Source organism: Rhodanobacter sp. UC4443_H10 (assembly GCF_052978325.1).
Genome location: NZ_CM129668.1, coordinates 2826757 through 2853615 on the forward strand (window position 1 = coordinate 2826757; position 26859 = coordinate 2853615).

Annotated in this window: 13 protein-coding genes; 7 read left to right on the top strand and 6 right to left on the bottom strand. The window is 69.0% G+C overall.

Translation table 11 applies throughout. The annotated features are described in order from the left end of the window. Nucleotides 1-55: 55 nt before the first annotated feature. Both ACVCMB_RS12875 and ACVCMB_RS12880 read right to left on the bottom strand, forming a co-directional pair. The gene (locus ACVCMB_RS12875) at nucleotides 56-1891 is read right to left on the bottom strand and encodes a tetratricopeptide repeat protein (protein WP_447107142.1); all 1836 of its coding nucleotides are present in this window, start codon (nucleotides 1889-1891) and stop codon (nucleotides 56-58) included. Next, complete coding sequence (locus ACVCMB_RS12880; RefSeq protein ID WP_447107143.1) at nucleotides 1888-3684, bottom strand: tetratricopeptide repeat protein; 1797 nt, start codon at nucleotides 3682-3684, stop codon at nucleotides 1888-1890. Before ACVCMB_RS12880 ends, ACVCMB_RS12875 begins: the two co-directional genes overlap by 4 nt. Nucleotides 3685-3942: 258 nt before the next feature. Between ACVCMB_RS12880 and ACVCMB_RS12885 the strand changes: the two genes are divergently transcribed. After that, a complete protein-coding gene (locus tag ACVCMB_RS12885) occupies nucleotides 3943-5547 on the top strand; it encodes a S10 family peptidase (protein WP_447101221.1) in 1605 nt (534 codons plus the stop codon). 31 nt (nucleotides 5548-5578) lie between these two features. Here the strand turns inward: ACVCMB_RS12885 and ACVCMB_RS12890 are convergent, their stop codons facing one another. Both ACVCMB_RS12890 and ACVCMB_RS12895 read right to left on the bottom strand, forming a co-directional pair. Beyond that, nucleotides 5579-6625: a LacI family DNA-binding transcriptional regulator gene (locus tag ACVCMB_RS12890; RefSeq protein WP_395120906.1), complete on the bottom strand. Its 1047-nt coding sequence runs from the start codon at nucleotides 6623-6625 to the stop codon at nucleotides 5579-5581. Between the two features lie 122 nt (nucleotides 6626-6747). Further along, nucleotides 6748-8037 carry a sugar MFS transporter gene (locus ACVCMB_RS12895; protein ID WP_447097584.1) on the bottom strand — a complete coding sequence of 430 codons (1290 nt, stop codon included), beginning with the start codon at nucleotides 8035-8037 and terminating at the stop codon, nucleotides 6748-6750. 431 nt (nucleotides 8038-8468) lie between these two features. Here ACVCMB_RS12895 and glk point away from each other — a divergent pair, with 431 nt between their 5' ends. The 4 genes from glk (at nucleotide 8469) to ACVCMB_RS12915 (ending at nucleotide 16008) form a co-directional block, all read left to right on the top strand. After that, complete coding sequence (gene glk / locus ACVCMB_RS12900) at nucleotides 8469-9581, top strand: glucokinase (protein ID WP_447097583.1); 1113 nt, start codon at nucleotides 8469-8471, stop codon at nucleotides 9579-9581. 137 nt (nucleotides 9582-9718) lie between these two features. Beyond that, entirely contained in the window at nucleotides 9719-12448 is a 2730-nt protein-coding gene (locus tag ACVCMB_RS12905; RefSeq protein ID WP_447105305.1) for a TonB-dependent receptor, read from the top strand. 145 nt (nucleotides 12449-12593) lie between these two features. Next, nucleotides 12594-14906, top strand: coding sequence for a beta-N-acetylhexosaminidase (locus ACVCMB_RS12910; protein ID WP_447105306.1), 2313 nt, complete (start codon nucleotides 12594-12596; stop codon nucleotides 14904-14906). A 31-nt stretch (nucleotides 14907-14937) separates the two neighbouring features. After that, a complete protein-coding gene (locus ACVCMB_RS12915) occupies nucleotides 14938-16008 on the top strand; it encodes an acyltransferase family protein (RefSeq protein WP_447105307.1) in 1071 nt (356 codons plus the stop codon). A 70-nt stretch (nucleotides 16009-16078) separates the two neighbouring features. On the opposite strand, the gene ACVCMB_RS12920 is transcribed toward ACVCMB_RS12915, so the two are convergent. Further along, on the bottom strand, nucleotides 16079-16237 hold the full coding sequence (locus ACVCMB_RS12920) for a hypothetical protein (RefSeq protein ID WP_447105308.1): 159 nt from the start codon (nucleotides 16235-16237) through the stop codon (nucleotides 16079-16081). Next, the gene (locus ACVCMB_RS12925) at nucleotides 16237-20661 is read right to left on the bottom strand and encodes a DEAD/DEAH box helicase (protein ID WP_447105309.1); all 4425 of its coding nucleotides are present in this window, start codon (nucleotides 20659-20661) and stop codon (nucleotides 16237-16239) included. Before ACVCMB_RS12925 ends, ACVCMB_RS12920 begins: the two co-directional genes overlap by 1 nt. 238 nt (nucleotides 20662-20899) lie before the next feature. Here ACVCMB_RS12925 and ACVCMB_RS12930 point away from each other — a divergent pair, with 238 nt between their 5' ends. Both ACVCMB_RS12930 and ACVCMB_RS12935 read left to right on the top strand, forming a co-directional pair. Further along, entirely contained in the window at nucleotides 20900-21709 is an 810-nt protein-coding gene (locus ACVCMB_RS12930) for an alpha/beta hydrolase (protein WP_395121310.1), read from the top strand. A gap of 82 nt (nucleotides 21710-21791) precedes the next feature. Next, nucleotides 21792-26777 carry an alpha-2-macroglobulin family protein gene (locus ACVCMB_RS12935; RefSeq protein WP_447105310.1) on the top strand — a complete coding sequence of 1662 codons (4986 nt, stop codon included), beginning with the start codon at nucleotides 21792-21794 and terminating at the stop codon, nucleotides 26775-26777. Nucleotides 26778-26859: the final 82 nt, after the last annotated feature.

The window sequence follows — 26859 nt, forward strand, 5'->3', positions numbered from 1 at the left end:
CCACGCTGCGCCGGCGTGAGCTGGCGCTATCGGTCACAAAGCCGGGCGGCCGGGTTCATGAGCAAACAAAAGCCTGCGCACCGGGGGCCGGCGTGGGCTTGCACAGGTCCGGCCAGCCGTACTGCTTCCAGTACGCGAGCATGCCGAGGCGTTGCGCAAAGCCCTGGAAGGCGGGATCGCGGCGCGCCTTCCGCGACCACGGTTCCGGCTGCCACAGCCAGTTCAGGTAGGCATCGGACAGGCCGCTGTGGCCGTGCTCATACAGATCGAATGAACGCGCCGGTGCGCCGAGTTGCAGCAGCATGGTTGGCGCCCAATTGTCATCGGCGTGCGTGGCGACGATCTGCAATGCGGCCTGGCGTTGTGCGGCATCGCCGTAGGTGCCGCGGTAGATCTCCTGCAAATCCGCGCGGGAAATCTTCGTGCCCATCTCGCTGGTGGAGCTTGCGAAGTCCCGCGCGGAAGCCTGCACGTCGCCGTGCGCGGCATCGTAGAACTCCAGCATCAACGCGCCGAACGCCGAATCCGCCACGCCGGCGCGATGGACGTAGGCCAGCGCGCCAGCCTGATCGCCTTCGCGCCAGCGCAGCATGCTCTTGTAGAACAGCAGCAGGGGATTGGCCGGATCGTCGACGAGCGCCGCATCGATGCGCGCCTCTGCGGTGCGGGTGCGGCCCATCGCGGCGAACTCGTTGGCGGCCCAGTAGTTGACCGCGGAGTTCTCCGGCGCCAGCTTCAGCGCCCGCTGCATCGGCTCCACCATGGCCGTGTAGTGGCGCTGCGAAAACTGGTTGTAGCTGAGCGCGGCATAGGCTTCCGCGTCGCCCGGATCGAGCGCCAATGCACGATGGGCGGCATCGTCGGATGTCTTCCAGCTCGCGTTCCAGTCACCGGCCACATATTGCGGCAGCACCGCGTTGGCCACGGCGAGCTTGGACCAGGCGCGCGCGAAGCCCGGATCAAGTGTCGTCGCCTGCTGCAACAAGACAATCGCGCGCGGCAGGCTGTCGCCCACGCGGCGATTCACCAGTTCCTGCGCGGTGATGAAATCCGCGTACGCGTCCGCGCTGCGGGTGGCCACCGGCACCAGCCGCGTGTTGCCGACATCGCCCAGCACCACTTTCAGGTGCTCGGTGATCGCCCGGGCGATCCGCTCCTGCAGGTCGAAGATGTTGTCCAGGTTGCCGTCGTAACTCTGCGACCATGCCTCGAAACCGTCGCGGGTGCGGATCAGTTGCACGCTGATCCGCACCGCCTGGCCCTGCGTGCGCACCGAACCTTCCAGCACGTTGGCCACATCCAGCGCCTTGCCGATCGTGCGCAGGTCGGCATTGTGGTCGCCGTAATAGAACGAGGAGGCGCGCCCGGCGACGCGCAGATCCTGCACGCGCGCCAGCGCATTCAACAGTTCCTCGGCCATGCCGGCGGAGAAATAGCCGTGATCGTGGGCGGGACTCAAATCCTCGAACGGCAGCACGGCGATGGATTTTGCCGGAACGATGGGCCCCGGACCGTCGCCCAATCCCGCGCCCTTGCGCCATACAAACGTATTTGTCAGCAGCAGCACGACCGCGACCAGCAGCACGCCGATGATCCACTTGTCCAGCTTGCGGCCAGTGGCGTGCGCGATGGAATCGCCCGTCGCGATCTCGCTCTCGCGCTTCAGGCCTTCAGGCGTGAATTCATAGAACCACGCGAACGCGATCCAGAACGGGAACCCGATGACCGCCGCAATCAGGAACCAGCGCGTCGCCCAGTCCGGCAATCCGACCGCCGGGCTGAACTGCGACAGGCCCTGCCCGAACGCCCACACCGTGCCCGCGTAGAGCATGGCCGCGCGCCATACGTTGCGGCGCTTGAGTTCGGCGAATAGCGACGACCGGGCGCTCATGGCGTGGCGGATTTCCATGGGGCGTAGGGCAGGTCGATCTTCCTGAGCATCGCCTTGAAACGAGGATCGTCGCGGATCGGATCGAACGCCGGATACCACAACAGTTGCGGCGTCGTGCTGTCGCCGTTCAGCGCGAATTCGTCGAGCATGGCCAGGGCGCGCTCATTCTGGCCAAGCGCGACGAGGAACACGGCATGCACGATGGCGTCATGGCGAAGGTTGTCCAGTGCAGGGGAAGTCTCCAGGGACTCGACCGCGCTCGCACGCAAATGCGGATCGGCGATGCCGCGTACCAGCAGCGCACTGACATCGGAATGACGCGGGCTCGACAGGCGCATCTGCCGTTCCGCTTCGGGGTAACGATGCGAGGACAGATACACCCACACCGCGATGCGATGTTCCAGCACGCCATTGGGATGCGCGGCCAGGGTGCCCTCGATCTGCTTCAAGGCCTCATCGTTGCGATGCAACGCGAACAGGAGCTGCGCGCGCACCGCGCCACTGACGCCGGAAAGCGGATCGCGCTGCAGCGCGCGCTCGATCTCGGCCAGGGCGGGTACGAGCTGCCCGGCTGCGTACAGGAACTGCGCGTATTGATCCATCGCCTCGGCGTCACCCGGCGCCAGCGCCAGCGCGCGACGGAACACGCGATCGGCCTCGGCCCAATGCATCTGGTTGGTGTAGACGATGCCCTGCGCGACATACGCCAACGCCACATCGGGATTCAGCGCAAGCGCATGTTGCGCGGCGGCCAGCGAATCGACATCGGCGGTCTGCATCGACACCGGCATGTATGCCGGCAGTAACGCATGCGCTTCGGCCAGCGATGCCCAGGCTTGCGCGTAATCCGGGTCAATCGCCACGGCCTGCCGGAACGCATCAACGGCTTCCCCCACCGAACGTGCGGCCAGCAAGGTGAGCCCGCGCAGATAGGCATCGTGTGCGCGCGGATCACCGGTTTTTTGCGGAACCAGCGACTGGCCGCTCCCGCCCGCCAACTGCACCTTCAGCTTGTCGGCAATCGCCTTGGAGATTTCATCCTCGACGGCAAAGATGCTGGTCAACTTGCGATCGTATTTCTCCGACCACAGGTGGTAGCCGCTGCGCGTGTCGATCAGCTGCGCGGTGATGCGCACCTCGTCGCCGGACTTCTGCACGCTGCCTTCCAGCACGGTGGCGACGTCCAGCACGTCGCCGACCTTGCGCAAGTCCTCGGCCTTGCCCTTGAACGCAAAAGCGGACGTGCGCGCGGCGACCTTCAGGTGCGGCAACTGCGCCAGCGCGTCCAGGATTTCCTTGGTGATGCCGTCGCTGAAGTAGTCGTTCTCCGGATCGCCGCTCATGTTGACGAACGGCAGCACCGCGATGGACTTGGCGGGCAGTGTTGGCGCGAGTGATGCGCTCGCGGATGGCCCGGCCGTCGGCGGGTTGGCGCGAACCGTCGACGTGGATGCTGCCGCGACACCCTGCATCGGCTGCCTGGCGTCGTGCTGGAAATGCCACCAGCCAAGTCCCGCGATGGCAGCGACCAGCACGCCGATCAGGCCGACCGCGACGCCGGCGTGGTGCGCCGGTGAGGGCGCCATCGAATCGGTGCCGATGGTGCCGTCCGTGCGCACGATACCTCGGGGCGTGGCATCGAATGCCCATGCCAGCACCAGCGCGATCGGGAAGCCGAGCAGGATCAGCAATACCACCGCCTGATCGATCCAGTCCGGCAGGTGGAACACCGGCAGCACCTGCGTCGCCACCTGGATCAGCAGCCAGCCGACAATGGCATACGCAGCCGCCACGCGATACACGTGGCGGCGCCTGATCTCTCGCCAGAATCCCCGCTGGACCATGGGCGTGCGCCGAGTCGCGAAAGCGCGTCGTCCCTGCCCGTTCCGCGGCGGCATTCTGGCATAGATCGCGGGGCTTTCCGCTGCCTTCGGCCAGTCCGTGGCCGCGGCTTTTGCAGCCACGCAAGTTCCTGCGCAATGACTTCTGGCGGATGAAGGCCGGCCGGGGCGGAGCCTAAGCTCGGCGCTTCGCCTGCCGGATGCCAGCCCATGCGCAAACTTCCCCTCGCCGCGGTGCTTGCCGCGCTGCTGCTCACCTCGACGGCTTTTGCCGGCACGGACAAGAAGGACGACAAGGCGCCCCCCGAGTCGAAGCCCGACGCGGCGCTGGTGCAGCCGCAGTCCTCGACCAGCGAGGGGTCGGTGTCGGTCGAGGGCAAGCGGGTCGACTACAAGGCGGTGGCCGGCACGCTGGTGCTGCACGGCAGCGGCGACAAGGAGGACGAGCCGCAGGTCAGCATGTTCTACGTCGCCTATTTCAAGAAGGGCGTCGATGCCGGCAAGCGGCCGGTCACCTTCATCTACAACGGCGGTCCCGGCTCGGCCACGGTGTGGCTGCACATGGGCGCGTTCGGGCCCAGGCGGGTGGTCACCAGCGACGACACGCACACGCCGGCGGCGCCGTACCAGCTGGTCAACAACGACTACAGCCTGCTCGATGCCTCCGACGTGGTGTTCATCGATGCGCCCGGCGCCGGCTTCAGCCGGCTGATCGCGAACGACGAGGACAAGGCCAAGCGCGAGGAGCAGATGAAGGACCGGCGCAAGGCGATCTACGGCGTCGACGGCGACGCGCATGCCTTTGCCCAGTTCATCACCCGCTTCCTGTCGAAGTACGACCGCTGGAACTCGCCGAAGTACCTGTTCGGCGAAAGCTACGGCACCACCCGCTCGGCGGTGCTGGCCAACATCCTGGAGAACGAGGACAGCGTCGACTTGAACGGCGTGATCCTGCTCTCGCAGATCCTCAATTTCGACACCAGCATCGACGGGCCGGAGTTCAATCCGGGCGTCGACCTGCCGTATGAGCTGGCGTTGCCGACCTTCGCCGCCACCGCGTTCTACCACCACAAGTTGCCGCAGCAGCCGGCCGCGCTGGAGCCGTTCCTGCGCGAGGTGGAGCAGTACGCGCTGGGCGAGTACGCGCAGGCGCTGATGGCCGGCTCGCGGCTGCCCGAGGCGCGCAAGCAGGCGGTGGCGGAGAAACTGCACCAGTACACCGGGCTGCCGGTGGCGTACCTGCTGAAGGCGAACCTGCGCGTCAGCGGCGGCATGTTCGAGCACGAGCTCCAGGCCGGCGACGACACCACCACCGGCCGGCTCGACACGCGCTTCTCCGGCCCGACGATCGATCCGCTGGGCAAGGCTTCCGAATACGACCCGCAATCCTCGGCGATCAGCTCGGCCTACGTGTCCGCGTTCAACGACTACGTGCGGCGCGAGCTGAAGTTCGGCCAGGGCCGGCAGTACCGGCTGTTTGCCGACATCGACCATTGGGACTTTTCGCACAAGGCGCCGGGCGTCCAGGGCGAGGCGCTGCAGTCCTCGACCAACGTGATGCCGGACCTGGCGATGGCGATGAAGACCAATCCGGGTCTCAAGGTCTACCTCAACGGCGGCTACTACGATCTGGCCACGCCCTACTTCGCCGCCGACTACGAGATGCACCACCTGCCGATCCCGGCCAGCCTCGAAGCCAACATCAGCTACGCGTGGTATCCGTCCGGCCACATGGTGTACGCGCACGCGCCGTCGCTGAAGCTGCTGCACGACAACGTCGCCCGCTTCATCGAGCAGACCGACAACGTGAAGTAATCGCCCGCCCTGGGGGGCGATGGCCGGCTGTTCAGCGCCGTGAGGTGGTGTGCCGCGGCGCGGTGGAACCGCGCACGACCAGTTCCGGGCTGAAGCCCTCGTTGGTGCCTTGCGCCGGCTCGCCGTGGGCGGCGCGCTGCAGGTCGCCGATCAGGCGTTGCGCGGCGTGGCGGGCGATCTCCTCGGTGGCCTGGCGGGCGGTGGTCAATGCCGGCCAGGACTGCTTGGAGAACGGGCTGTCCTCGAAGCCGGCGATGGAGAGCTCGTACGGCACGTTGATGCCGTCCGAGTGCGCCGCGGCCAGCACGCCGGCGGCGATCTCGTCGTTGGAGCCGAAGATCGCGGTGGGCCGGTCCTTCAGCGCCAGCAGCTTGCGCGCGCCGCGGAAACCGTCGTCGAAGGTGAAATCGCCGGGCAGGATCAGCTTGCGGTCGAGCGCGATGCCGTAATCCTTCAGCGCATCCTCGTAGCCCTGGTAGCGCTCCGGGCTGGAGCGGTGCTCGCGCCCGCCCCACAGGAAGCCGATGCGCTGGTGGCCGAGCTGGATCAGGTGTTCGGTGATCGCATAAGCCGCGTCACGGTCGTCCACGTAGACGCAGGGGTAGCCATCCTGCGGGTCCTTGCGCGCGGAGATGATGCGGATGAACGGAATCCCGGCGTCGCTCAACGCCTGGATCAGGGCGGGCTGCTCGGACATCGGCGGCGCCAGCACCAGCCCGGCCAGGTGCGAGCGGCGCACCAGCGTGCACAGCTCCTCGGCCAGCGTCGGCGAGGAGGAATCGCAGGGATGGATCTGCAGGCCGAAGCCGCTGGAGCGGCACACCGACAGCACGCCGCGCTGCAGGTTGATGATGTAGTGCGCGTTCGGGTTGTCGTAGACCAGGCCGATCGCATAGGCACGCGTGCTGCGCAGGCTGCGCGCGGTGGGGTCGGGCTGGTAGCCGAGCGCGTCGATCGCCTGCTGCACCCGCTCGCGCGTGCGCGCATGCACCGAGGGCTCGTTGTTGATGACGCGCGACACCGTCTTCAGCGAGACGCCTGCCCGTTCCGCGACATCCTTGATGGTGGCGCTGCGCACCGCTGGACCTCGTGCATCGTGAGTGGGGCGCCGGCAGCGCCATGTGCCGACACCGCCGCACAGCCGGTGTGCGGCGGCGTGTGCATCCTAGCGTATGGCCCCGGGACTGGCGAACGGCGCGATCACGGTGCCGCGCGCCGCTGGCCCACGCGGTGGCCGGCCAGTCCGAAGTACAGGATGTACAGGTAGCACGGCACCATCAGCACGGTGAAGGCGAGCTGGAAGTCGATGTGCTGCTTCAGGTGCACGAACAGCTGCGGCACCACCGCGCCGCCGGCGATCGCCATGATCAGCAGCGCCGAACCGCGCTCGGTGAGATCGCCCAGGCCCTTGATCGCCAGCGGAAAGATCGCCGGCCACATCATCGCGTTGGCGAAGCCCAGCGCGGCGACGAAGCCGACCGAGACGTAGCCGTTCGTGAGGTAGGCGCCGATCGAGAACAGCACGCCGAGCACCGCCGATACCGCGAGGTAACGCTGCTGCGAGATGTAGCGCGGGATCAGCACCAGGCCGACCAGGTAGCCGGCCAGCATGCCGCTCAGGGTGAATGCGGTGAAGACCTTGGTGCGGTCCAGCGGCAGGTGGAAGCCGGCGCCGTAGGTGCCGATCGCGTCGCCGGCCATCACCTCCACGCCGACGTAGAGGAACAGGCACAGCACGCCCAGCCACAGGTGCGGGAAGCTGAAGATGCTGCCGTGCCCGTGGCCGATCGCGCGCTCGCTGTTGGCGCCTTCCGGCGTGATCTCCGGCAGCGACGAACGCGCGATCCAGATCGCCAGCACCACCAGCAGGCCGGCCATCACCATGTACGGCGTGTGCACCTTGCCGGCGAAGGCGTTGAGCAGCGCCTCGCGCGCCTCGACGGTGGGCGCCGCGGCAACCTGCTCGCCGAAGCTGCCGATGCCGCTGAGCACCAGCGCGCCGAACACGAACGGGGCCAGCACGCCGGCCACCTTGTTGCAGATGCCCATGAACGCGATGCGCTGCGCGGCGCTGTCGATCGGGCCAAGGATGCTGATGTACGGGTTCGATGCGGTCTGCAGCAAGGACAGCCCGGCACCGATCACGAACAGCCCGGTCAGCGCGCCGGCGAACACGCGCAGGCTGACGAACTGGCCGAACAGCACGGCGCCGACCGCCATCACGAACAGGCCCAGCGCCATGCCTTTCTTCATGCCGGTGCGGCGCAGGATCATCGAGGCGGGCAGCGAGAACACCAGGTAGGAAATGTAGAACGCGAACGGCACCAGGAACGCATAGGCGTCCTCGACCTGGAACGCCAGCTTGACGAAGGTGATCAGCGGACCGTTGAGCCAGGTCACGAAGCCGAAGATGAAAAACAGCAGGCCGATGATCAGCATCGGCCCGAGTTGCTGCTGCCGGGACGGCGCGGCCGCCAGTGTGGTGCTCATGGTCGTGGATCTCCCCGGGTGCCGTGTCGCTGCGGCCGGCTGGCCGTGCTGACAGGAATGTCTCCTTATTCCGCAAAAAGTGCAACGTTGTCAATCGACGCCGGCGACGGGACATCGCGGCGGCGGATGGTCGAGCGCATCCGCCGCCGTTCGGATCGTGTCGTTGCGGCAGTGCAACAGGTGGTCCGGACCGCCAGGCGGCCACGAATATGGCTTGCACAAAGCCTCCAAGCGCACACTTGAAGCAACCTCGCAGGTTGCCATGACAGCTTTGCTGCGACGCCGCAGCCGCGTCGCGAAATTGGACGGCGATCACAGTTGACAACGTTGTCATCTTGACCACAGACTCGCCCTCCATCAGGCCGGCGTGCGGCCGTGCCGAGTGACCGGCGCACGCGTCGGGATCGCAGCGGAGTTTCGGGAGATCGTCCGTGGGGGAAGTCGCCAACCAGCGCCATGCCGTGTCGCCGTCGACCACCGTGCCGGTCGCTGCGGCGTCGTCGGAGCGGGTATCTGCGGCGTCGGACGGCGAGGCGGCGCAGCCGTTCCTCGCTGCCGATGTCGGCGGCACGCATGCGCGGGTCGGCCTGGTCAGCGGCTGCGGCGATGCGCACGGCCCGGTCAGCGTGCTGCACTTCCGCCGCTACGCCTGCGCCGAGTGGCCCGACCTCGCCGCGATGCTGCGCGACTTCGTCGCACAACTGGCACACACGCCGCATGCGGCCGCGGCCGCCGGCATCCGCGAATGCGCGGTGGCCTGCGCCGGTTACGTGCTGGACGACGCGATCGTCAACGGCAACCTGGCCTGGCCGGTGTCGATCCGCGCGATCCGCGACGCGCTGGGCATCCGGCAGTTGGCCGTCATCAACGACTTCGAGGCGGTGGCCTATGCCACCCAGTTCCTCGACGCGGCCGATACCCGCTGCATCATCGAGGCGCCCGCACCGCCGCCGGGGCCGGTGCTGGTGATGGGTCCGGGCACCGGGCTGGGTTCGGCGGTGCTGTTGCCGGGCTCGCCGCGCGCCCGCGTGCTGGCCACCGAGGCGGGACAGATCTCGCTGGCGCCGGGCACCGAGCGCGAGATCGAGATCCTGCGCCTGCTGCGTCGCGAGCGCAGCCACGTCTCGTTCGAGGATGCGCTGTCCGGGCCGGGCCTGCTCAAGCTCTACCGCGCGCTGGCCGAACTGCACGGCCGCGCGCCGCGCTGGAGCACGCCGGCCGAAGTCACCGCCGCGGCGCTGGAAGGCCGCGACCCGGTCGCCCGCGAAGTGCTGGAGATTTTCTGCGGCCTGCTCGGCAGCTTCGTCGGTGATCTCGGCCTGCTCTACGGCGCCCGCGCGATCTACCTGGCCGGCGGCATCCTGCCGCGCATCCACGATTTCCTGCTGGCGAGCACGTTTGCCGAGCGCTATTTGAACAAGGGCGTCATGCGCGCCTGGCTGCAACAGGTTCCGGTTCGACTGATTGAGCACGGCCAGCTTGGTGTCATCGGCGCCGCAGGCTGGTTTCTGGATGAAGGGCGCAACCCCAGGCAAGGAGCTTGAGATGAGCCCGATCCCGCAGCACGGCGCCACGCCCACCGTCGTTGTCCGCTGTCCACCGCCACCACGCGTCACCCACAGTCCGCGACCGCATCCACGCCGGTCCTGATTCGATCCAGCCTCTTGAGGGGAGGAACACCATGAACCATCGCAAGACATTGCTCGCCGCCAGCATCATCACCGGTCTGTGCGTCTCCGGTGCGTTGTTTGCGCAGGACAGCACGGCCGCGGCCGACGCCAACCAGCCGAAGAAGACCAACGTCAAGGAACTGGCCACGGTAACCGTCACCGGCATCCGCGACAGCGAGGCCGAATCGCTGGCGTTGAAGAAGGCCGCCGATGCGCACGTGGAAGTGGTCACCGCCGAGGACATCGGCAAGCTGCCGGCCAAGAACGTGGCCGACACGCTGCAGCGACTGCCCGGCGTCAGCGTCGGCACCTCCAGCGCGGGCGAAGGCGGCTTCGACGAGAACGACCGCGTCAGCCTGCGCGGCACCGCGCCCAGCATGACCCAGACCCTGGTCGACGGCCACAACATCGGCACGGGCGACTGGTTCGTGCTCAACCAGACCGCCACCGTGGGCCGCAGCGTCAGCTACAGCCTGCTGCCGGCGGAAATCGTCAGCGAGGTGGTGGTGAACAAGACCTCCGAGGCGCGCCTGGTCGAGGGCGGCGCGGCCGGCACGGTCAACATCATCACCCGCAAGCCACTGCAGTTCGACAAGCCGGTGACCGTGCACGCGTCCGTCGGCGGCGTCTACTCCGACCTGCCCGGCACCACCAAGCCGCAGTTCAGCGGCCTGTTCAACTGGAAGAACGACGCCGGCACCTTCGGCGTGATGGCGCAGGCGTTCTACGAGGAGCGCAGCCTGCAGCGCAACGGCCAGGAAGTGCTCGGCCTGGAGCAGCTCAAGAGCACCGACGCCATCGTCGCCGCGCACCCGGATCTGAACGGCGTCTACTTCCCCAGCCTGATCGGCAACGTGCTGTTCACCCAGAAGCGCAAGCGCACCGGCGGGTCGGTGGACGTGCAGTTCAAGCCGACCGACAACGTGACGGTCAACCTGAACGGCTTCTACAGCAAGCTCAAGGCCAACAACTTCAACCGCAACTACATGATGTGGGCCACCCACTTCGTGCACGGCGCCACCAACCTCCAGCCCGGCTACGTCGTGGCCAACAACACGTTGACGAATGCCGTCTTCTCGCCCAGCAACGACGCGACGAACTACGGCATCTACGACCAGATCTCGCGCGAGGCCTCCGCCTCGACCCGCTTCTTCACCGCCGACGTCGACTGGCGCGCGACCGACCGCCTGAGCTTCTCGGCCCAGCTCGGCACCACCAAGGGCGAAGGCTCCAGCCCGAAGCAGGACGTGCTGGAACTGAACACCGCGCCGGGCACCGGCGCCGCATGGGATTTCCGCGGCACCGGCAAGCCGGTCAACTGGTCGCTGGGGCCGGACAACAGCTCGCCGGCGGCCTCGGGCGTCAGCGCCAACTGGATCTTCGGCGAAGGCGGCATCAACGTCGAGGACAAGGAGAACTGGGGCAAGATCGACGGCGAGCTGGATTTCGACGACAGCACGCTGGCCTCGCTGCAGTTCGGCGTGCGCTACGCCGACCACACGCGCGAAAACCCGTATGCGTTCGCGCAAGGCCCGAACGGCGGCGACTGGAGCAACCCGGCCAACTTCCCCGCCAGCTTCGGCCATTACCCGGGTGATTTCGGCAGCTCGCTGGGCGGCTCGTTCCCGACCAACATCTGGTACTACTCGCAGGCCGACTTGGCCGCCTACGACTCGAAGTACGCCAACCGCGGGCCGGAGCGGCTGTACCCGAACGACATCTACAAGGTGAACGAGAAGGACGGCGCGATCTACCTGCAGGCCAACTTCATCGGCGACCGCTGGAGCGGCAACGTGGGCGTGCGCTACGTGCACACCAAGCAGGCGGTGAACTACACCAGCACCTCGCCGCAGGAGACCGAAGTGCAGGGCCCGATCCTCGGCTCGGCGTTCTTCCCGGCCGGCTACTACTGGAACACCAACAACGCCAGCTACAGCAAGGCCCTGCCCAGCGCCAACCTGAAGTTCAACCTGACCGACGACGTGCTGGCGCGCGTGGCGGTGTCGCAGACGCTGACCCGGCCGGACTACTCGGCACTGGCCGGCACGGTGTCGCTGGATGACACCGGCCACACCGGCAGCGGCGGCAACCCGAACCTGAAGCCGCTGATCTCGACCAACTTCGACGCCGACCTGGAGTGGTATTTCGCGCCGCGCGGCCTGTTGTCGGCCGGCGTGTACCAGATGTCGCTGCAGAACTACGTCACCTTCGCTTCCGAGTCGCGCCTGTACAAGGACATGCCGGCCAGCACGGCGGCAGGGCACGATGTCTACTCGGCCTACCAGGTGAACATCCCCAGCAACGTCGACGGCAAGGTGCGCGGCGTGGAGTTGAACTACCAGCAGCCGATCGGCGACAACTTCGGCGTGGCGCTCAACTACACCTACGCCACCGGCAACGCCGACAACGGGCAGGACCTGCAGGGCACCTCGAAGAACACCGCCAACGCATCGGCCTTCTTCGAGAACGACAAGTTCAACGCGCGGGTGAGCTACACCTACCGCTCGTCGTACTTCGCCGGCCCGGACCGCGGCGGCTTCTTCTACATGCAGGGCACCGGCTACCTGTCCGCGTCGCTGGGCTACAGCATCAACGACTGGATGTCGGTGTCGCTGGACGGCCTCAACCTCAACAGCCCGAAGCTGCGCTACTACGTCAAGGGCGACGGTTACGGCATCCAGCCGCGTTCGACCTACATCAACGGTCGCCAGTACTACATGAACCTCCGCTTCAAGTTCTGACGCAACGCCGCGGCATGGCGCGCCACGGACGGCGCGCCGACACCCTCCCCGTGCGGGCCCCGGCATTGGTTGGCGGGCCCGCTTTTTTTTGGCGTCGCATGGTGGCCCTGCGTGGCACCATGCGAGCGCGCACCGGAGAATGCGGATGACCCGTCGATGCCTGCCGACCCTGTATTGCCTGCTCGCGTTGCTCATGCTGCTGCTGCCACTGCCGCCGGCAAGCGCGACGGCCGCGGCGCCCTCGCTGATCCCGCTGCCTGCGCAACTCGTGCCGGGCGACGGCAGCTTCCGCGTCGACGCCGCCACCGCCATCGTGGTGGCCGACCATGACCCGGCCACCATGCAGGCCGCGCACTACCTGATCGACCTGCTCTCGCGCACGCGCGGCCTGACGCTGCAGCCTGGCGGCGGCGCGAAACGCGCCATCGTGCTGCGGCGCGACCCGCAGGCGCCGGTGGCGCAGGCCGGCGGCTATGCGCTCGATGTCGACACCCACGGCATCCGCGTCAGCGCGCGCGACGACGCCGGCCTGTTCCACGGCGTGGTCACGCTGTACCAGTTGCTCACGCCCGATGCCGCGCGCGGCGCGGTGGTCGTGCCGGCGCTGTCCATCCGCGATTGGCCGCGCTTCGCCTGGCGCGGCGTGATGCTCGATTCGGTGCGGCATTTCCAGAGCGTGGCCGAAGTAAAAACCCTGCTCGACCAGATGGCCCAGCACAAACTCGACGTGCTGCACTGGCATCTCACCGACGACCAGGGCTGGCGCATCCAGATCAGGCGCTATCCCGAGCTGACCAGGATCGGCGCGTGGCGCACGCCGCCGGACGCCGGCAGGGATGGCGAGCCGCAGCGCTACGGCGGTTTCTACACCCAGGACGAGATCCGCGACGTGGTGGCCTACGCCGCTGCCCGCCACATCACCATCGTGCCGGAGCTGGACATGCCCGGCCACGCGCAGGCCGCGGTGGCCTCGTATCCGCAGCTCGGCGTCACCGGCAAGCGTCCCGCGGTGTCCGTCGACTGGGGCGTGAACCCGTATCTGTACAACGTGGACGATGCCACCTTCGCCTTCATCGACAACGTGCTCGACGAGGTGATGGCGCTGTTCCCGTCGACCTACATCCACGTCGGCGGCGACGAGGCGATCAAGGACCAGTGGCAGGCGTCGCCCGCGGTGCAGGCGAAGATGCGCGCGCTCGGCATCCGCGACGAGAACACCCTGCAGGGCTGGTTCATCGGCCGCATCGGCCAGTACCTGCAGCAGCACGGTCGCAAGCTGATCGGCTGGGACGAGATCCTCGAAGGCGACAAGCTGCCGGCCGACGCCACCGTGATGTCCTGGCGCGGCATCGACGGCGCGATCAAGGCCGCGCTGCTGGGCCACGACGTGGTGATGTCGCCCGCGCCGGACCTCTATTTCGACCACGTGCAGAGCGCGCTGGCCGACGAGTACGCCGGCCGCCTCGGCGTGGAATCGCTGCAGGACGTGTACGGTTTCCAGGCCATTCCCGGCGTGCTCGACGCGCACCAGGCGAAACACGTGCTGGGCGTCCAGGCCAATTTCTGGACCGAGCACATGCCCGGTTTCGCCCACGTCGAGCACGCGGCGTTCCCGCGGCTGGATGCGCTGGCCGAAGTCGCCTGGTCGCCGGACGCCCGCCGCGACTGGAGCGACTTCCTGTCGCGCCTGCCCGGCCAGCTCGCGCGTTACCGCGCCCAGCAGATTTCCTACGCCGACGGCGCCTTCGCGGTGGAGATCGCCACCGATCGCAACGTGGCGCTGGCCACCGGCCGTGCCACGGTCACGCTGGCCAGCCAGACCGGGTTCGGGGCGATCCGCTACACGCTCGACGGCAGCGCGCCCACCCCGGTCTCGCCGCGCTACGAGGCGCCGTTCAACGTGACCCTGCCGGTGACCGTGCGCGCCGCCAGCTTCGCCGCCGACGGCAGCGCGCTGGCTGCGCCGCGCGAACGGGTGCTCAGCCGCGCGGGGTTGCTGAGCCTTGCGGGCAACACCTTGCCCAACTGCCCCGGCAGCGACTTCCGCCTGCGCGTGCAGCCGTCGCCCGATGCGCCCAGCACCCAGCCGGTCTATGCGGTGAACGTGTTCGACAGCTGCCAGCTGTTCCCCGCCACGCGCATGGATGGCGTCGCGGCGATCCACGTCGACGCCGTGCGCCTGCCGCGCAACTTCGCGCTGGCGCACGAGCAGAAGCTGGTGGTGTCGCGCCCGCACGCCACGCCGTTCGGCGAACTGGTGGTGCATGCCGATCACTGCGACGGACCGGTGCTGGCGTCGATGCCGTTGCCCGATCCCGCGCACAGCCCGCGGCGTTTCAGGCTCGACGCGAAGCTGCCTGCGCAAAGCGGCGAACACGGCCTGTGCCTGATCTACACCGCGCCGATCGACGGGGCGCTGTACGCGCTGGAGAAGGTGTCGCTGCAGGCCACGCCATGAGCGCGTCGCATGCACGGTGCGGCGGCGTGGCATGAGCGCGCGGTCCACACGCCTCGCCTCGCTCGACGCGCTGCGCGGCTGCACGGTGGCCGCGATGCTGCTGGTCAACGACCCGGGCGACTGGGGCCACGTGTACTGGCCGCTGGAGCATGCGCAGTGGAACGGCTGCACGCCGACCGACCTGGTCTTTCCGTTCTTCCTGTTCGTGGTCGGCGTGTCGGTGGCGCTGGCGATCCTGTCGCGGCTGGAGCGGGGTGCGTCCGCCGCCGAGCTGACCCGCGCGGCGATGTGGCGGGCCGCGCGCATCGTGCTGCTCGGCCTGGCCATCAACCTGCTGGCGACGTGGCTGCTGCCGGATCGCGGCATGCGCATCCCCGGCGTGCTGCAACGGATCGGCGTGTGCTTTGCCGCGGTGGCGCTGTTCGCCATCCACACGCGGCCGCGCACGCAATGGTGCGCGATCGCCCTGCTGCTGCTCGGCTACTGGGGGCTGCTCGAACTCGGCGGCACGCTGGCGCCGTGGGCCAATCTCGCCAGCCGCACCGACAGCGCGGTGTTCGGCCACTACGTCTGGTCGATCGATCCGCTCAGCGGTCGCGGGCACGATCCGGAAGGCCTGCTCAGCACCTTGCCGGCGCTGGCCACCACCTTGCTCGGCCTGCGCGCGGGCTGCTGGTTGCGGCGCGGGCGGCTCAAGGCGCTGGGGCTGGGCGGTCTGCTGTCGCTGGCTCTCGGTGCGGGGTGGTCGCTGGTGCTGCCGTTCAACAAGAACCTGTGGACGCCCTCGTTCGTGCTGTGGACGGCCGGCTGGGCCGCGCTGGCGCTGCTGGCCTTCCACTGGCTGGTCGAGCGCCGTGGCTGGCCGCCGCTGGGGCGGCGCTTCGGTGTCAACGCCATCGCCGCCTATGCCGGCTCGGAGGTCATGCAGATCGTGCTGCCCGCCCTGGGCCAGGCCGCGTGGTACCGCACGGTGTTTGCGGACTCGATGACGCCGCGCTTCGGGCCGTATGTGCCGTCGCTGGCATTCGCCGTGGTTTTCCTGGCGTTCTGGTGGCTGGTGGTGTGGGCGATGGATCGGCGGGGCATCTATCTCAAGCTGTGATTCGGCGAACGACGCAGGGCGGGCACCGCCCGCCGGCTTCTCCACCCAAAAGCGACGGGCGGTGTCGTGTCTACCGGCGTTGGTGCATGGCCCGGATCAGCAGACCCATCAACAGCAGGCCCAGCACCACGCCGAGGCCGGCGCCCCACAGCGCACCGACGTCGCCACCGACCAGGTAGCCCACGCCCGCGCCCAGCGGAAACAGCAGCAGCACCGGCAGGCAGCCCATCAGGATGCCTGCCGTACCGTGGCATCCGGTGCCGACGGGTGGCGCAGCAATACCGCACGCGCGCGTTGCCATTCGGCGGCGGACAGCTCGATCAGCGCCACCGGCTTGCCGCCGACCAGCGCGGCGATCGGCATGCCGTCGCGGTACAGCACGCGCGAGCCGGCCAGTGCCGGCACCTTGTCGCCGACCAGCACGGTGCCGACCAGGTTCAGCGGATCGCTGCCGCTGACGCTGACCAGCTCGCCGTCGTCCGCACGCTGGCGCACTGCGCGCAGCGGCGCGATCGCCTCGGGCAGGGCGAACTGTTCGCCCACCAGGCCCTCGACGAAACGGCCGCCGCGGATTTCGCCGCGAGCTTCAAGCCGGTGGTACACGCGCAGCAGCTCGCGCCACGACGGCAGCCACGGCGCCTCGCGTTCCAGCAGTTTCCAGAACACCACGCCGTAGCGGCGCAGCAGGGTACGCGCAATATGTTCAATCGCCTCGGGCCCGGCCTTGGCGTCCGTGGCCGGGCCGCGCGCCAGTGCCCAGCGCCCCGCATCCTCGATCCCGCCAAATGCGTGCCGGCGCATGCGCCGGTGCCGTGTGCCGTCGCGTTTCGCCGCCGGCAGCAGCAGGGCGCGCAGACCGGCGAAGCTGTCCGCGCTGATCCGGCCGGCGGCCACCAGCTCGCCCAGCGCGTCTTCCAGCTCCGGCCGCAACAGCCGGGTGTCCACCAGCAACTCGTCGAAGAACAGCGCACCATGCTCGCGCAACGCCTCGGCCACGGCCTGGGCGCGCGACGACAGCAGGATGTCCTGCGGCTCGCCCGCGGCGACGGCCGTCCAGACGGCCATCTCCCGGCGGGGCAGCAGCACGATCGGCGTACTGCGCACCGGCCCGCCACCACCGCCGCCGCCGCTGCGCAGCCGGCTCCAGGCGATGCGGCCGGAACGGCACAGCTCGTCCAGCCAGCTGATCGAGTAATCGCCCACGCGCGCTGGCAGGATCTCCGCTTCCCACGCGCCGGCCGCGGCCTCGTAACCTTCCAGCTGTGCCAGCGTGGCGACCAGCGCATCGGGGCCGTTCAAGCGGGTGCCCGCCGACACGTGCTGCCAGTCGAACAGGAAGCGCATCAGCGCGCGCCGGCTGACCGGCTCGATCTCGCGGCGCAGCCGGCCGATGGTGTAGCGGTGGATGCGCGCCAGCAGATGCCGCTCGCACCATTCGGTGTCGCTCGCATCGGCGGTGAAGCGGCCCTGCATCACGTAGCCTTCGGACTGCAGGCGCAGCAGCGCCTGCTCGACTTCGCCGGTCTCGACGTGGAGGGATTGCGCCAAGCCGTTCACGGTGACCGGGCCGAGTCCGCCGAGGCGGTGGCGCACGAGTTCCAGCAGCGCGTCCTCGCGCGTCCAGGGCTGCGCGGCGTATTCGGCGGGTGCGGCGATCGGCGGCTGCATCGGGGCGGCCGGATGCAGTACCTGCCACAGCGGCAGCTGCTCGGCAGACGTCCATGCGTCGCCGAGCCGGGTGGCGCGCTTCGCCTTCGCCAGCGCCTGCAGTCGCTCGTTCCAGTCGGGGTTGGCGGCGACTTCATCGGCGGTGACGAAACCCAGCAAGGTCAGCGCCTCGTGCATCTCGTCGGCGTCGCGCACCTGCGGCCAGGCTTCCTCGCGTACGGCGGCGATAGCGTCGGGATCGAGCCGGCCCAGGTCGTCGGCGCTGTCGGCGTTCCAGCGACGGTTCTGCACGGCCTGGGTGCGGCGCTCTTCCAGCGGCGCGTCGTCGAGGAACGCATACGGCGCGGCGTTCAATACTTCGGCGGCAAGCGGGCTTGGTGCGGTGAGATCGCGCGCCACGATGGCGATCTCGCCGGCTTCGAGCTGGCGCAGGATCGCCAGCAGGCCGTCCACGTCCATCGCCTCGCGCAGGCAGTCGTGCAGGGTCTGGTTGACCAGCGGGTGATCCGGCACCTCGCGCTCGCCCACGATGTTTTCCAGGCAGGCGACCTGATCGGGGAAGACCGCGGCGAGCAGGTCCTCGCTCTTCATCCGCTGCAGCGGCGGCGGCGTTTTCTTGCCACCGGTGAAGCGCGGCAGCGCCAGCGCGGTCACCGCATTCCAGCGCCAGCGCGCGGGGAACAGCGGCGCGTCGAGCAGGGCCTGCACCAGCACGTGCTCGGCGGTAGCCGAGTGCAGATAGTGCGCCACTTCCTCCAGCGGAAAGCTGTGGCTGGTCGACAGCGACAGCACGATTGCGTCCTCGGTCGCCGCCGCCTGCAGCTCGAAGTTGAACTGGCGGCAGAAGCGCTTGCGCAGCGCCAGCCCCCAGGCGCGGTTGATGCGGCTGCCCCACGGCGTGTGGATCACCAGCTGGGTGCCGCCGGATTCGTCGAAGAAGCGCTCCAGCACCAGCGTGTGCTGGCTGGGGAGGACGCCGAGCGCGGCCTTCGCGCGGGCGAGGTAGTCGACGAGTTGCTGCGCGGCGGCGTCGGGGAGGCCCAATTCCGCACGGAGCCATTCGAGCGCTCGGGTATTGCTCCCCTCTCCCGTCGGGAGAGGGGTTGGGGGAGAGGGTTCGGGCGAGCCGGAATGTTCGGCGACAACCGTACCCTCACCCCTGCCCCTCTCCCAAGGGGAGAGGGGTTCAAGCCGCGCGGAGATTTCCTCGCGCAGCCGCGACACGCCGAACGACAGTTCGTCGCTGCGCCCCGGTGCCTCGCCCAGCCAGAACGGAATGCTCGGCGGCGCGCCGTGCGCGTCCTCCACGCGCAGCCGGTCGCGCTCGACGCGCTGGATGCGGTAGCTGGCGTTGCCGAGCTGGAAGATGTCGCCGGCCATGCTCTCGACCGCGAAATCCTCGTTCACCGTGCCGACGATGATCGCCTGCGGTTCCAACACCACCTTGTAGTCGGCGGTGTCGGGAATGGTGCCGCCGGAGGTCAGCGCGGTCAGCCGCGCGCTGCGCCGCGGCCGCAACTGGCGGTTCACCGCGTCGCGATGGATGTACGCCGCGCGCGGGCCCTGGCGGGTGGTGAAGCCTTCGGCCAGCATGCGCACCACCGCGTCGAAATCGGCGCGGGCGAGATCGCGGTACGGGTACGCGCGACGCACCAGTGCGTACAGCGCGTCCTCGTCCCACTCGGCGCAGGCGACCTCGGCGACGATCTGCTGGGCCAGCACGTCCAGCGGCTGCGGCGGCATCACCAGCGCGTCGAGTTCGCCGCGGCGCACGCAGTCGAGCAGGGCGGTGCATTCGATCAGGTCGTCGCGGGTCGCCGGGAACAGCCGCGCCTTCGGCGTGCCGTCGATGCTGTGGCCGGAACGGCCGGCGCGCTGCAGGAACGCGGCGATCGAGCGCGGCGAGCCGAGCTGGCAGACCAGGTCGACTTCGCCGATGTCGATGCCCAGCTCCAGCGACGCGGTGGCCACCAGCACCTTCAGCTCGCCGCGCTTGAGCCGCTGCTCCGCATCCAGCCGCAGCTCCTTGGCCAGGCTGCCGTGATGCGCGGCGACGTGCTCCTTGCCGAGCCGTTCGGACAGGTGCCGCGCGGCGCGCTCGGCCATGCGCCGCGTGTTGACGAAGACCAGGGTGGTGCGGTGCGCCTGCACCAGCTGGGCGAGGCGGTCGTAGACCAGCTCCCAGCTGTCGTTCGACATCACCGCTTCCAGCGGCACCGGCGGGACTTCGATGGCGAGGTCGCGCGGGCGGGTGTGGCCCGTGTTGATGATGGTGCACGGATCTTCCTTCTCCCCCTCGGGGAGAAGGGAGTGTTGAGCGCCGACCAGAAAGTCGGCGACTTTTTCTATGGGCTTCTGCGTCGCCGACAAGCCGATCCGCAGCAGGCGCCGCTGGCACAGCGACTCCAGCCGCTCCAGCGACAAGGCCAGATGCGAACCGCGCTTGCTGCCGGCGATGGCGTGGATCTCGTCGACGATCACCGTGTGCACGCCCGCCAGCATGGAACGGCCCGAGGCCGAGCCGAGCAGCACGTACAGCGACTCCGGCGTGGTCACCAGGATGTGCGGCGGCTGCTTGCGCAGCAGGTTGCGTTCGACCTGCGGGGTGTCGCCGGTGCGCACGGCGGTGCGGATCGCCACGTCGGGCAGGCCGAGCTTTTCCAGCTCGGCGCGGATGCCTTCCAGCGGCGCTTCCAGATTGACATGGATGTCGTTCGACAATGCTTTCAGCGGCGACACGTAGAGCACCGTGGTGGCGTCGGCCAGTGTGCCGCCGTGCGCCACGCCCTCGCGCACCAGTTCGTCGATGGCGGCGAGGAAGGCGGTGAGCGTCTTGCCCGAGCCGGTCGGCGCGGCGACCAGGGTGTGCTGGCCGGCGCGGATCGACGGCCACGCCGCCGCCTGCGCCGCGGTGGGTGCGGTGAAGCTGCGGCGGAACCAGGCGGCGACCGCCGGGTGGAAGGCTTCGAGGATTCGGGAGTCCATGCGCGGCGGCACCGGTCGGGGCGGTGGCGGGGAGTGGGACACCCGATCATATATGGGGGCCGCGGCTGCCGTCGCAACCGGCGCGCAGCGGTGCGCGGTCGGCGCCGGCATGTCAGTATTCGCGCTCCATCGGCGCATCGCGTGGAGGCGCTGCAGGACGGTGATCGAACGGGAGGAAGCGGTGCAGGCGCCATCGGATTCGCGGAGCGAGGAAACCGGAGTCACCAGCTGGCAGACCATGGCCGATGGCCAGCGCCTGCTGTTGCGCGACTGGCCGCGACAGGGGGCGCGCGGGGCCGTGCTGTTCGTGCATGGCCTGGGCGAACACAGCGGCCGTTATGATCGCGTCGCCGCGTGGTTCAACCAGCGCGGCTATGCCGTGCGCGGCTACGACCAGCGTGGCCACGGGCAGTCGCCCGGGCGGCGCGGCGCGCTGCGCCATCGCGACGACCTGCTGGCGGACCTGGCGGCGGTCTATCAGGAGTACGCGCGCGCCACGCCGCACCAGCCGCTGCTGCTCGGCCACAGCATGGGCGGTCTGGTGGCCGCGCGAGCCGTGCTCGACGGCGCGCTGGCGCCGCCGGCGCTGGTGCTGTCCTCGCCGGCCCTGCGCACTCACGAATCGCCGCAGATGATCCGGCTGGCCGCGATACTCGGCCGCTGGCTGCCGAACCTGCCGCTGCGCAACGGGCTGGATGCCGGCAAGCTGTCGCACGATCCGCAGGTAGCCGCCGACTACCGCGCCGATCCGCTGCGCCACGGCTGGATCACCCCGCGGCTGGCCGATTTCATCTTCCGCGAAGGCGCCGCCTGCATCGCCGATGCCGCCGAGCTGGCCGTGCCCACCCTGCTGCTGGTGGCCGAGAGCGACGCACTGGTCGACCCCGCCGGCAGCCGTGCCTTCGCCAGGGCGGCGGCATCGAGCGGCCAACTGACCACGCGCTTCTTCGCCTCGCTGTACCACGAGCTGTTCAACGAAACCGAACCGGGCCGCGGCCAGGTGCTGATGCAACTGGGCGACTGGCTGGGTCGGCAGTTGCCTCGTTGAGAAAACGCGCGTGCCCGATCCGTGCCATCGGCCCGCCATGAATGGCGGCGATACTTCGATCCAATCTCAGGGAGAGACCACCATGTACGCACGATCGTTTGCGCGCTTTGCGCGGGTATGGCCAGTCCTGTTGTCGGGCCTGTTGCTGGTCGCCTGCGGGCGCGGCCATGACGGCCATCCGCCGACGCTGCAGGGTGCGCCGGGCACGGCCGCCTCGGCGGCGCCGGCGCCGGCCGCAACCAGCTTCGCCCTGCTTTCGGCCAGCTCCCGCAGCAGCGACTCGCGCACCGCGCTGACCCTGCGCTTCAACGCCGCGCTGGCCTCGGCGCAGGCGTTCGACACGCTGATCGCGGTGACCGGCCCGAACGGCGAGGTGGTCAGCGGCAGCTGGAGCCTCGACAACGACGGCAAGACGCTGAACTTCCCGTTCGTGCAGGCGAACACGCGCTACGCGGTGCAGCTGAAGGCCGGCCTGCTCGCCGCCGACGGCCGCACCCTCGGCCACGAGGTGAAGCACGACGTGTACTCCGGCAACCTGCCGGCGGCAGTCGGCTTCGCCTCGCACGGCAGCGTGCTGCCGGCGCGCGGCACCCGCGGCCTGCCGCTGGTGTCGATGAACGTGCACGACGCCGACGTGGAATTCTTCCGCGTGCGCGAGGACGCGCTGTCGGACTTGTTCTGCAGCTACCCGCGCAACGGCCATCGCGACAGCTACGAACTCGACCACGACGTGGCCTACTACAACAGCTGCGGCGAGGGCGACGAGCGGCGCAGCCGCATGCCGATCACCGGGATCGCCGATTCGGTCTACGCCAACCACTACACCCTGGGCGGCGAGCCGAACGAGCGCACCGTGACCTATCTGCCGGTGCAGAACATCAGGGAACTGGCGCAGCCGGGCGTATACATGGCGGTGGTCAAGGCCGGCGGCACGTTCAAGGACGGCTACGACACCGCCACCTTCTTCGTCAGCGACCTCGGCCTGCACCTGCGCGTGTACCGCGACAACGTGCTGCTGCACGTGGCCTCGCTGCGCGACGGCACGCCGGTGAATGCGGTGGACATCGAGATCCGCGACGCGGCCGGGCGCAGCAAGCTCAAGGCCACCACCGGCGCCGACGGCAATGCGCTGCTCGCGTACAAGGTCAGGGCCTCCGACGTGCTGGTGGCGCGCCACGGCAAGGACGTCTCGGTGCTGCCGTTCAACCGGCCCGCGCTGGACGTGTCCAATTTCGACATCAGCGGCCGCAAGCAGGCACCGTTCGAGGTGTACGCCTGGTCCGGCCGCGACCTGTACCGTCCCGGCGAGACGCTGCGCGCCTCGGCGCTGCTGCGCGACGACGACGGCAAGCCGATGAAGGCGCAGTCGCTGTTCGTGCGGGTGAAGCAGCCGGACGGCCGCACCCTGGTGGAACAGCGGCTGGAGCCGCAGCAGCTCAACTACTTCGAGCTGAGCCAGGCGATCCCGGCCGACGCGCCGACCGGGCTGTGGCAACTGGAGTTCCGCCTCGATCCTTCGGCCAAGGAGACCGTGCAGGCGTTCCCGTTCCACGTCGAGGAGTTCCTGCCCGAGCGGCTCAAGGTGGATCTGTCCAGCCCGCAGGCGCGACTGGCGCCGGGCGAGCCGCTGAAGCTGAAGGTCGCCTCCAGCTACCTGTACGGCGCGCCGGCCGACGGCAACCGCTTCACCGCGAAACTGCTGGTGGCGCCGGACGTGCATCCGCTGGAGAAGATGAAGGACACCTTCTTCGGCAACCCGCTGGTCGAGTTGCCGAAGAGCGCCGACGACGTGGTCGATGCGAAGCTCGACGCGCAAGGCGTGCTGGAGCAGGACGTGGCGCTGCCCGATGACGTGAAACCGGTCGCGCCGCTGGCGGTGACGCTGTCCGGCAGCGTGTACGAGAGCGGCGGCCGCGCGGTGACGCGGCTGCTCAAGCGCACCTACTGGCCGGCCGACGCGCTGGTCGGCGTGCGCCCGCTGTTCGATCCGAAGCAGGGCGCGGAGAGCGAAAGCCCGGTCGGTTTCGAGATCGTGCGCGCGAACGCGGACGGCGAGTTGGTCGCAGGCAGCCACCTGAAAGTGCGCCTGCAGCGTGAACTGCGCGATTTCTACTGGCTGTACGAGCGCGACGGCGGCTGGCAGTCGAATGCGAACCAGCGCCTGCAGCTGATCGAGGAAAAGGACGTCGACGTCGCCGCCGGCAAGTCGGCCCAGGTGGAATTCCCGGTGCAGTGGGGCAGCTACCGCGTCGAGGTGTACGACCCGGCCACCAAACTCACCACGGTGTTCCCGTTCTTCGCCGGCTACAGCTGGGACGACGAGAACCTGGGCAAGGAAGCGCGCCCGGACAAGGTCAAGCTGCAGCTGGACAAGGCGCGCTACCGCGCCGGCGACATCATGAAGGTCAGCGTGACGCCGCCGCACGACGGCCCCGGCGTGCTGCTGGTGGAATCGGACCACCTGCTCTACACGAAGAACATCGACGCGAAAGCCGGTGCCACCTTCGAGATCCCGGTGACCAAGGAGTGGGAGCGCCACGACGTCTACGTGACGGCGCTGGTGTTCCGCGGCGGCGAGGCCGCCGAGCACACCACGCCGGCGCGCGCGATGGGCGTGGAATACGTGGCGATGGACCGCAACGACCGGCGCATCCCGCTGAAGCTCGACGCGCCCGCGCTGATGCGTCCAGGCAATCCGCTAAAGGTCGGCGTGCAGGCCACCGGTCTGGCCGGGCAGAAGGCCTTCGTCACGCTGTCCGCGGTCGACCAGGGCGTGCTCAACATCACCGACTACCCGGTGCCCGACGCGTGGGCGTGGCTGTTCGCCAAACGTGCCTTGAGCGTGGATGCGTACGACCTGTACAGCCGCATCATCGAGGCGATGGACGGCGCCGAGGCGAAACTGCGCTACGGCGGCGACATGAGCGGTGCGGCGTTGCCGAAGGCCACCCGGCTCAACCCGAAGGTGCAGATCGTCGACCTGTTCACCGGCCCGGTGGCGTTCGACGCGCAGGGCAGGGCCACGCTGCACGTCGACGTACCCGACTTCAACGGCAGCCTGCGCCTGGCCGCGCTGGCGTACACCGACAGCCGCTACGGCAACGCCGACGGCGCGGTCACCGTGCGCGCGCCGCTGGTGGTCGAGCCGAGCACGCCGCGGGTGATGGCGGCCGGCGACCAGGCGATGATCAGCCTCGATCTGAAGAACCTGTCCGGCAAGGACGGCACCGCGAAAGTGAGCGTCAAGGGCGGCGGCCCGATCACGGTGGACAAGGCTGCGCAAAGCGTGTCGCTGAAGGACGGCGCCGGCACCACCCTGCACATGCCGGTCACCGCCGGCGCGGGCGCCGCGGTGGCGACGGTGGACATCCACGCCGAGCTCAACGATTACAGCGTGGACCGCCACTTCGAATTTGCGGTGCGCCCGGCCTGGCCGGAAACGGTAAGCACCACGCCCATGGCGCTGGAGGCGGGCAAGCCCGAGCACCTCGGCGCCGCCGCGATCGCCGGCCTGCTGCCGGCCACGGTGAACGCGCGGATCACCCTGAGCACCTTGCCGCCGCTGCCGTATGCGGCCGCGCTGCGCGACATGCTGCGCTACCCGTACGGCTGCATCGAGCAGACCACCAGCAAGGGCTACGCCGCGCTGATCCTGGACGGCCCCACGGCCAAGGCGCTGGGTGCGCAAGTGATGAGCGACGACGTGCGCAAGGCCGCGGTGGACGGCGCACTGTCGCGGATCGCCTCGTTCCAGGCCAGCAACGGCCACTTCAGCTTCTGGGGCGGCAGCAGTCCGATCGTCACCTTCACCACGCCGTACGTGGTCGACTTCATGCTGGACGCGCGCGACGCCGGCTTTGCGGTGCCGCAGGACGTGCTGCAGAAAGCGCTGCAGCGGCTCAACGACGACCTGCTCGCCGGCGGCCACCCGTACTACGAGTACGAGCAGCACGATCACCTGCGCCTCGCCGACGAGGCGTATTCCGGCTTCGTGCTGGCCCGCGTCAACCGCGCGCCGCTGGGCACGCTGCGCGCGATCTTCGACAACGAACGGCAGAAGCTGGTCGCGCCGCTGCCGCTGGTGCACCTGGGCATCGCGCTGAAGCTGATGGGCGACACCGAGCGCGCGCAGAAAGCCGTGGACGAGGCGTTCGCGTGGAGCAAGGAGCGCCCGTGGTACGTCGGCGACTACGGCTCTGACCTGCGCGACCTGGCGCTGATGGTCGCGCTCACCCACACCTACGGCATGAGCAAGCCCGCCTACGACGCCAGGCTGGTCGACTGGGCGCGCAACGCTAGCGCGAACGTGCGCCAGCGCCAGCAGCAGGACAAGGATTACCGCTGGTCGTGGTCGTACCTGAGCACGCAGGAGCAGGCGGCGATCGCCCGCGTGGCGGCGGCATTCGATGCGAAAAGCAATGCGCCGCTGGCCGCCACGCTCACGGTGAACGGCAAGACCGAATCTGCCCCGGACCAGCGCGTGTGGAGCCGCGCGCTCAGCGTGGCCGAGCTCAACGCCGGGGTCAGCGTGCAGCCGACCAGCGACGCGGCGATCTTCGCCACGCTCGACGTCGCCGGCATCCCACGGCAGGCACCGCCGGCCGACGACAGCCAGATCGACGTGCGGCGCAGCTACTTCACCACCGACGGCAAGCCGTGGAGCGGCAGCCAGCTGAAGGAGGGCGACACGCTGATCGTCGAACTGAGCATCGAGGCGCGCATGAACGTTCCCGACGCCCTGGTCACCGACCTGCTGCCGGGCGGCCTGGAAGTGGAGAACCTCAACCTCGGCGGCGCGCAGTCGTGGTCCGGCGTGGTGGTCGACGGCATCGAGCTGGACCAGCACGCCGCCGCCGCGCAGATCGTGCACGAGGAGTACCGCGACGACCGCTACGCCGCCGCGCTGAACCTCAGCCGCGGCGACAAGGCCCGCGTGTTCTACCTGGTGCGCGCGGTGACGCCGGGCACCTACACCGTGCCGCCGCCGCTGGTCGAGGACATGTATCGCCCGGCGGTGCGCGGCATCGGCAAGGTCGAGCCCGCGAAGATCACCGTGGTCGAACCGTAACGCCACCGCGCATGCATATGTGTGTGTAGGAGCCCGCTGGCGGGCGATGCCCTTGCTCTGATGTCCGGTTCGGAAATTCAAG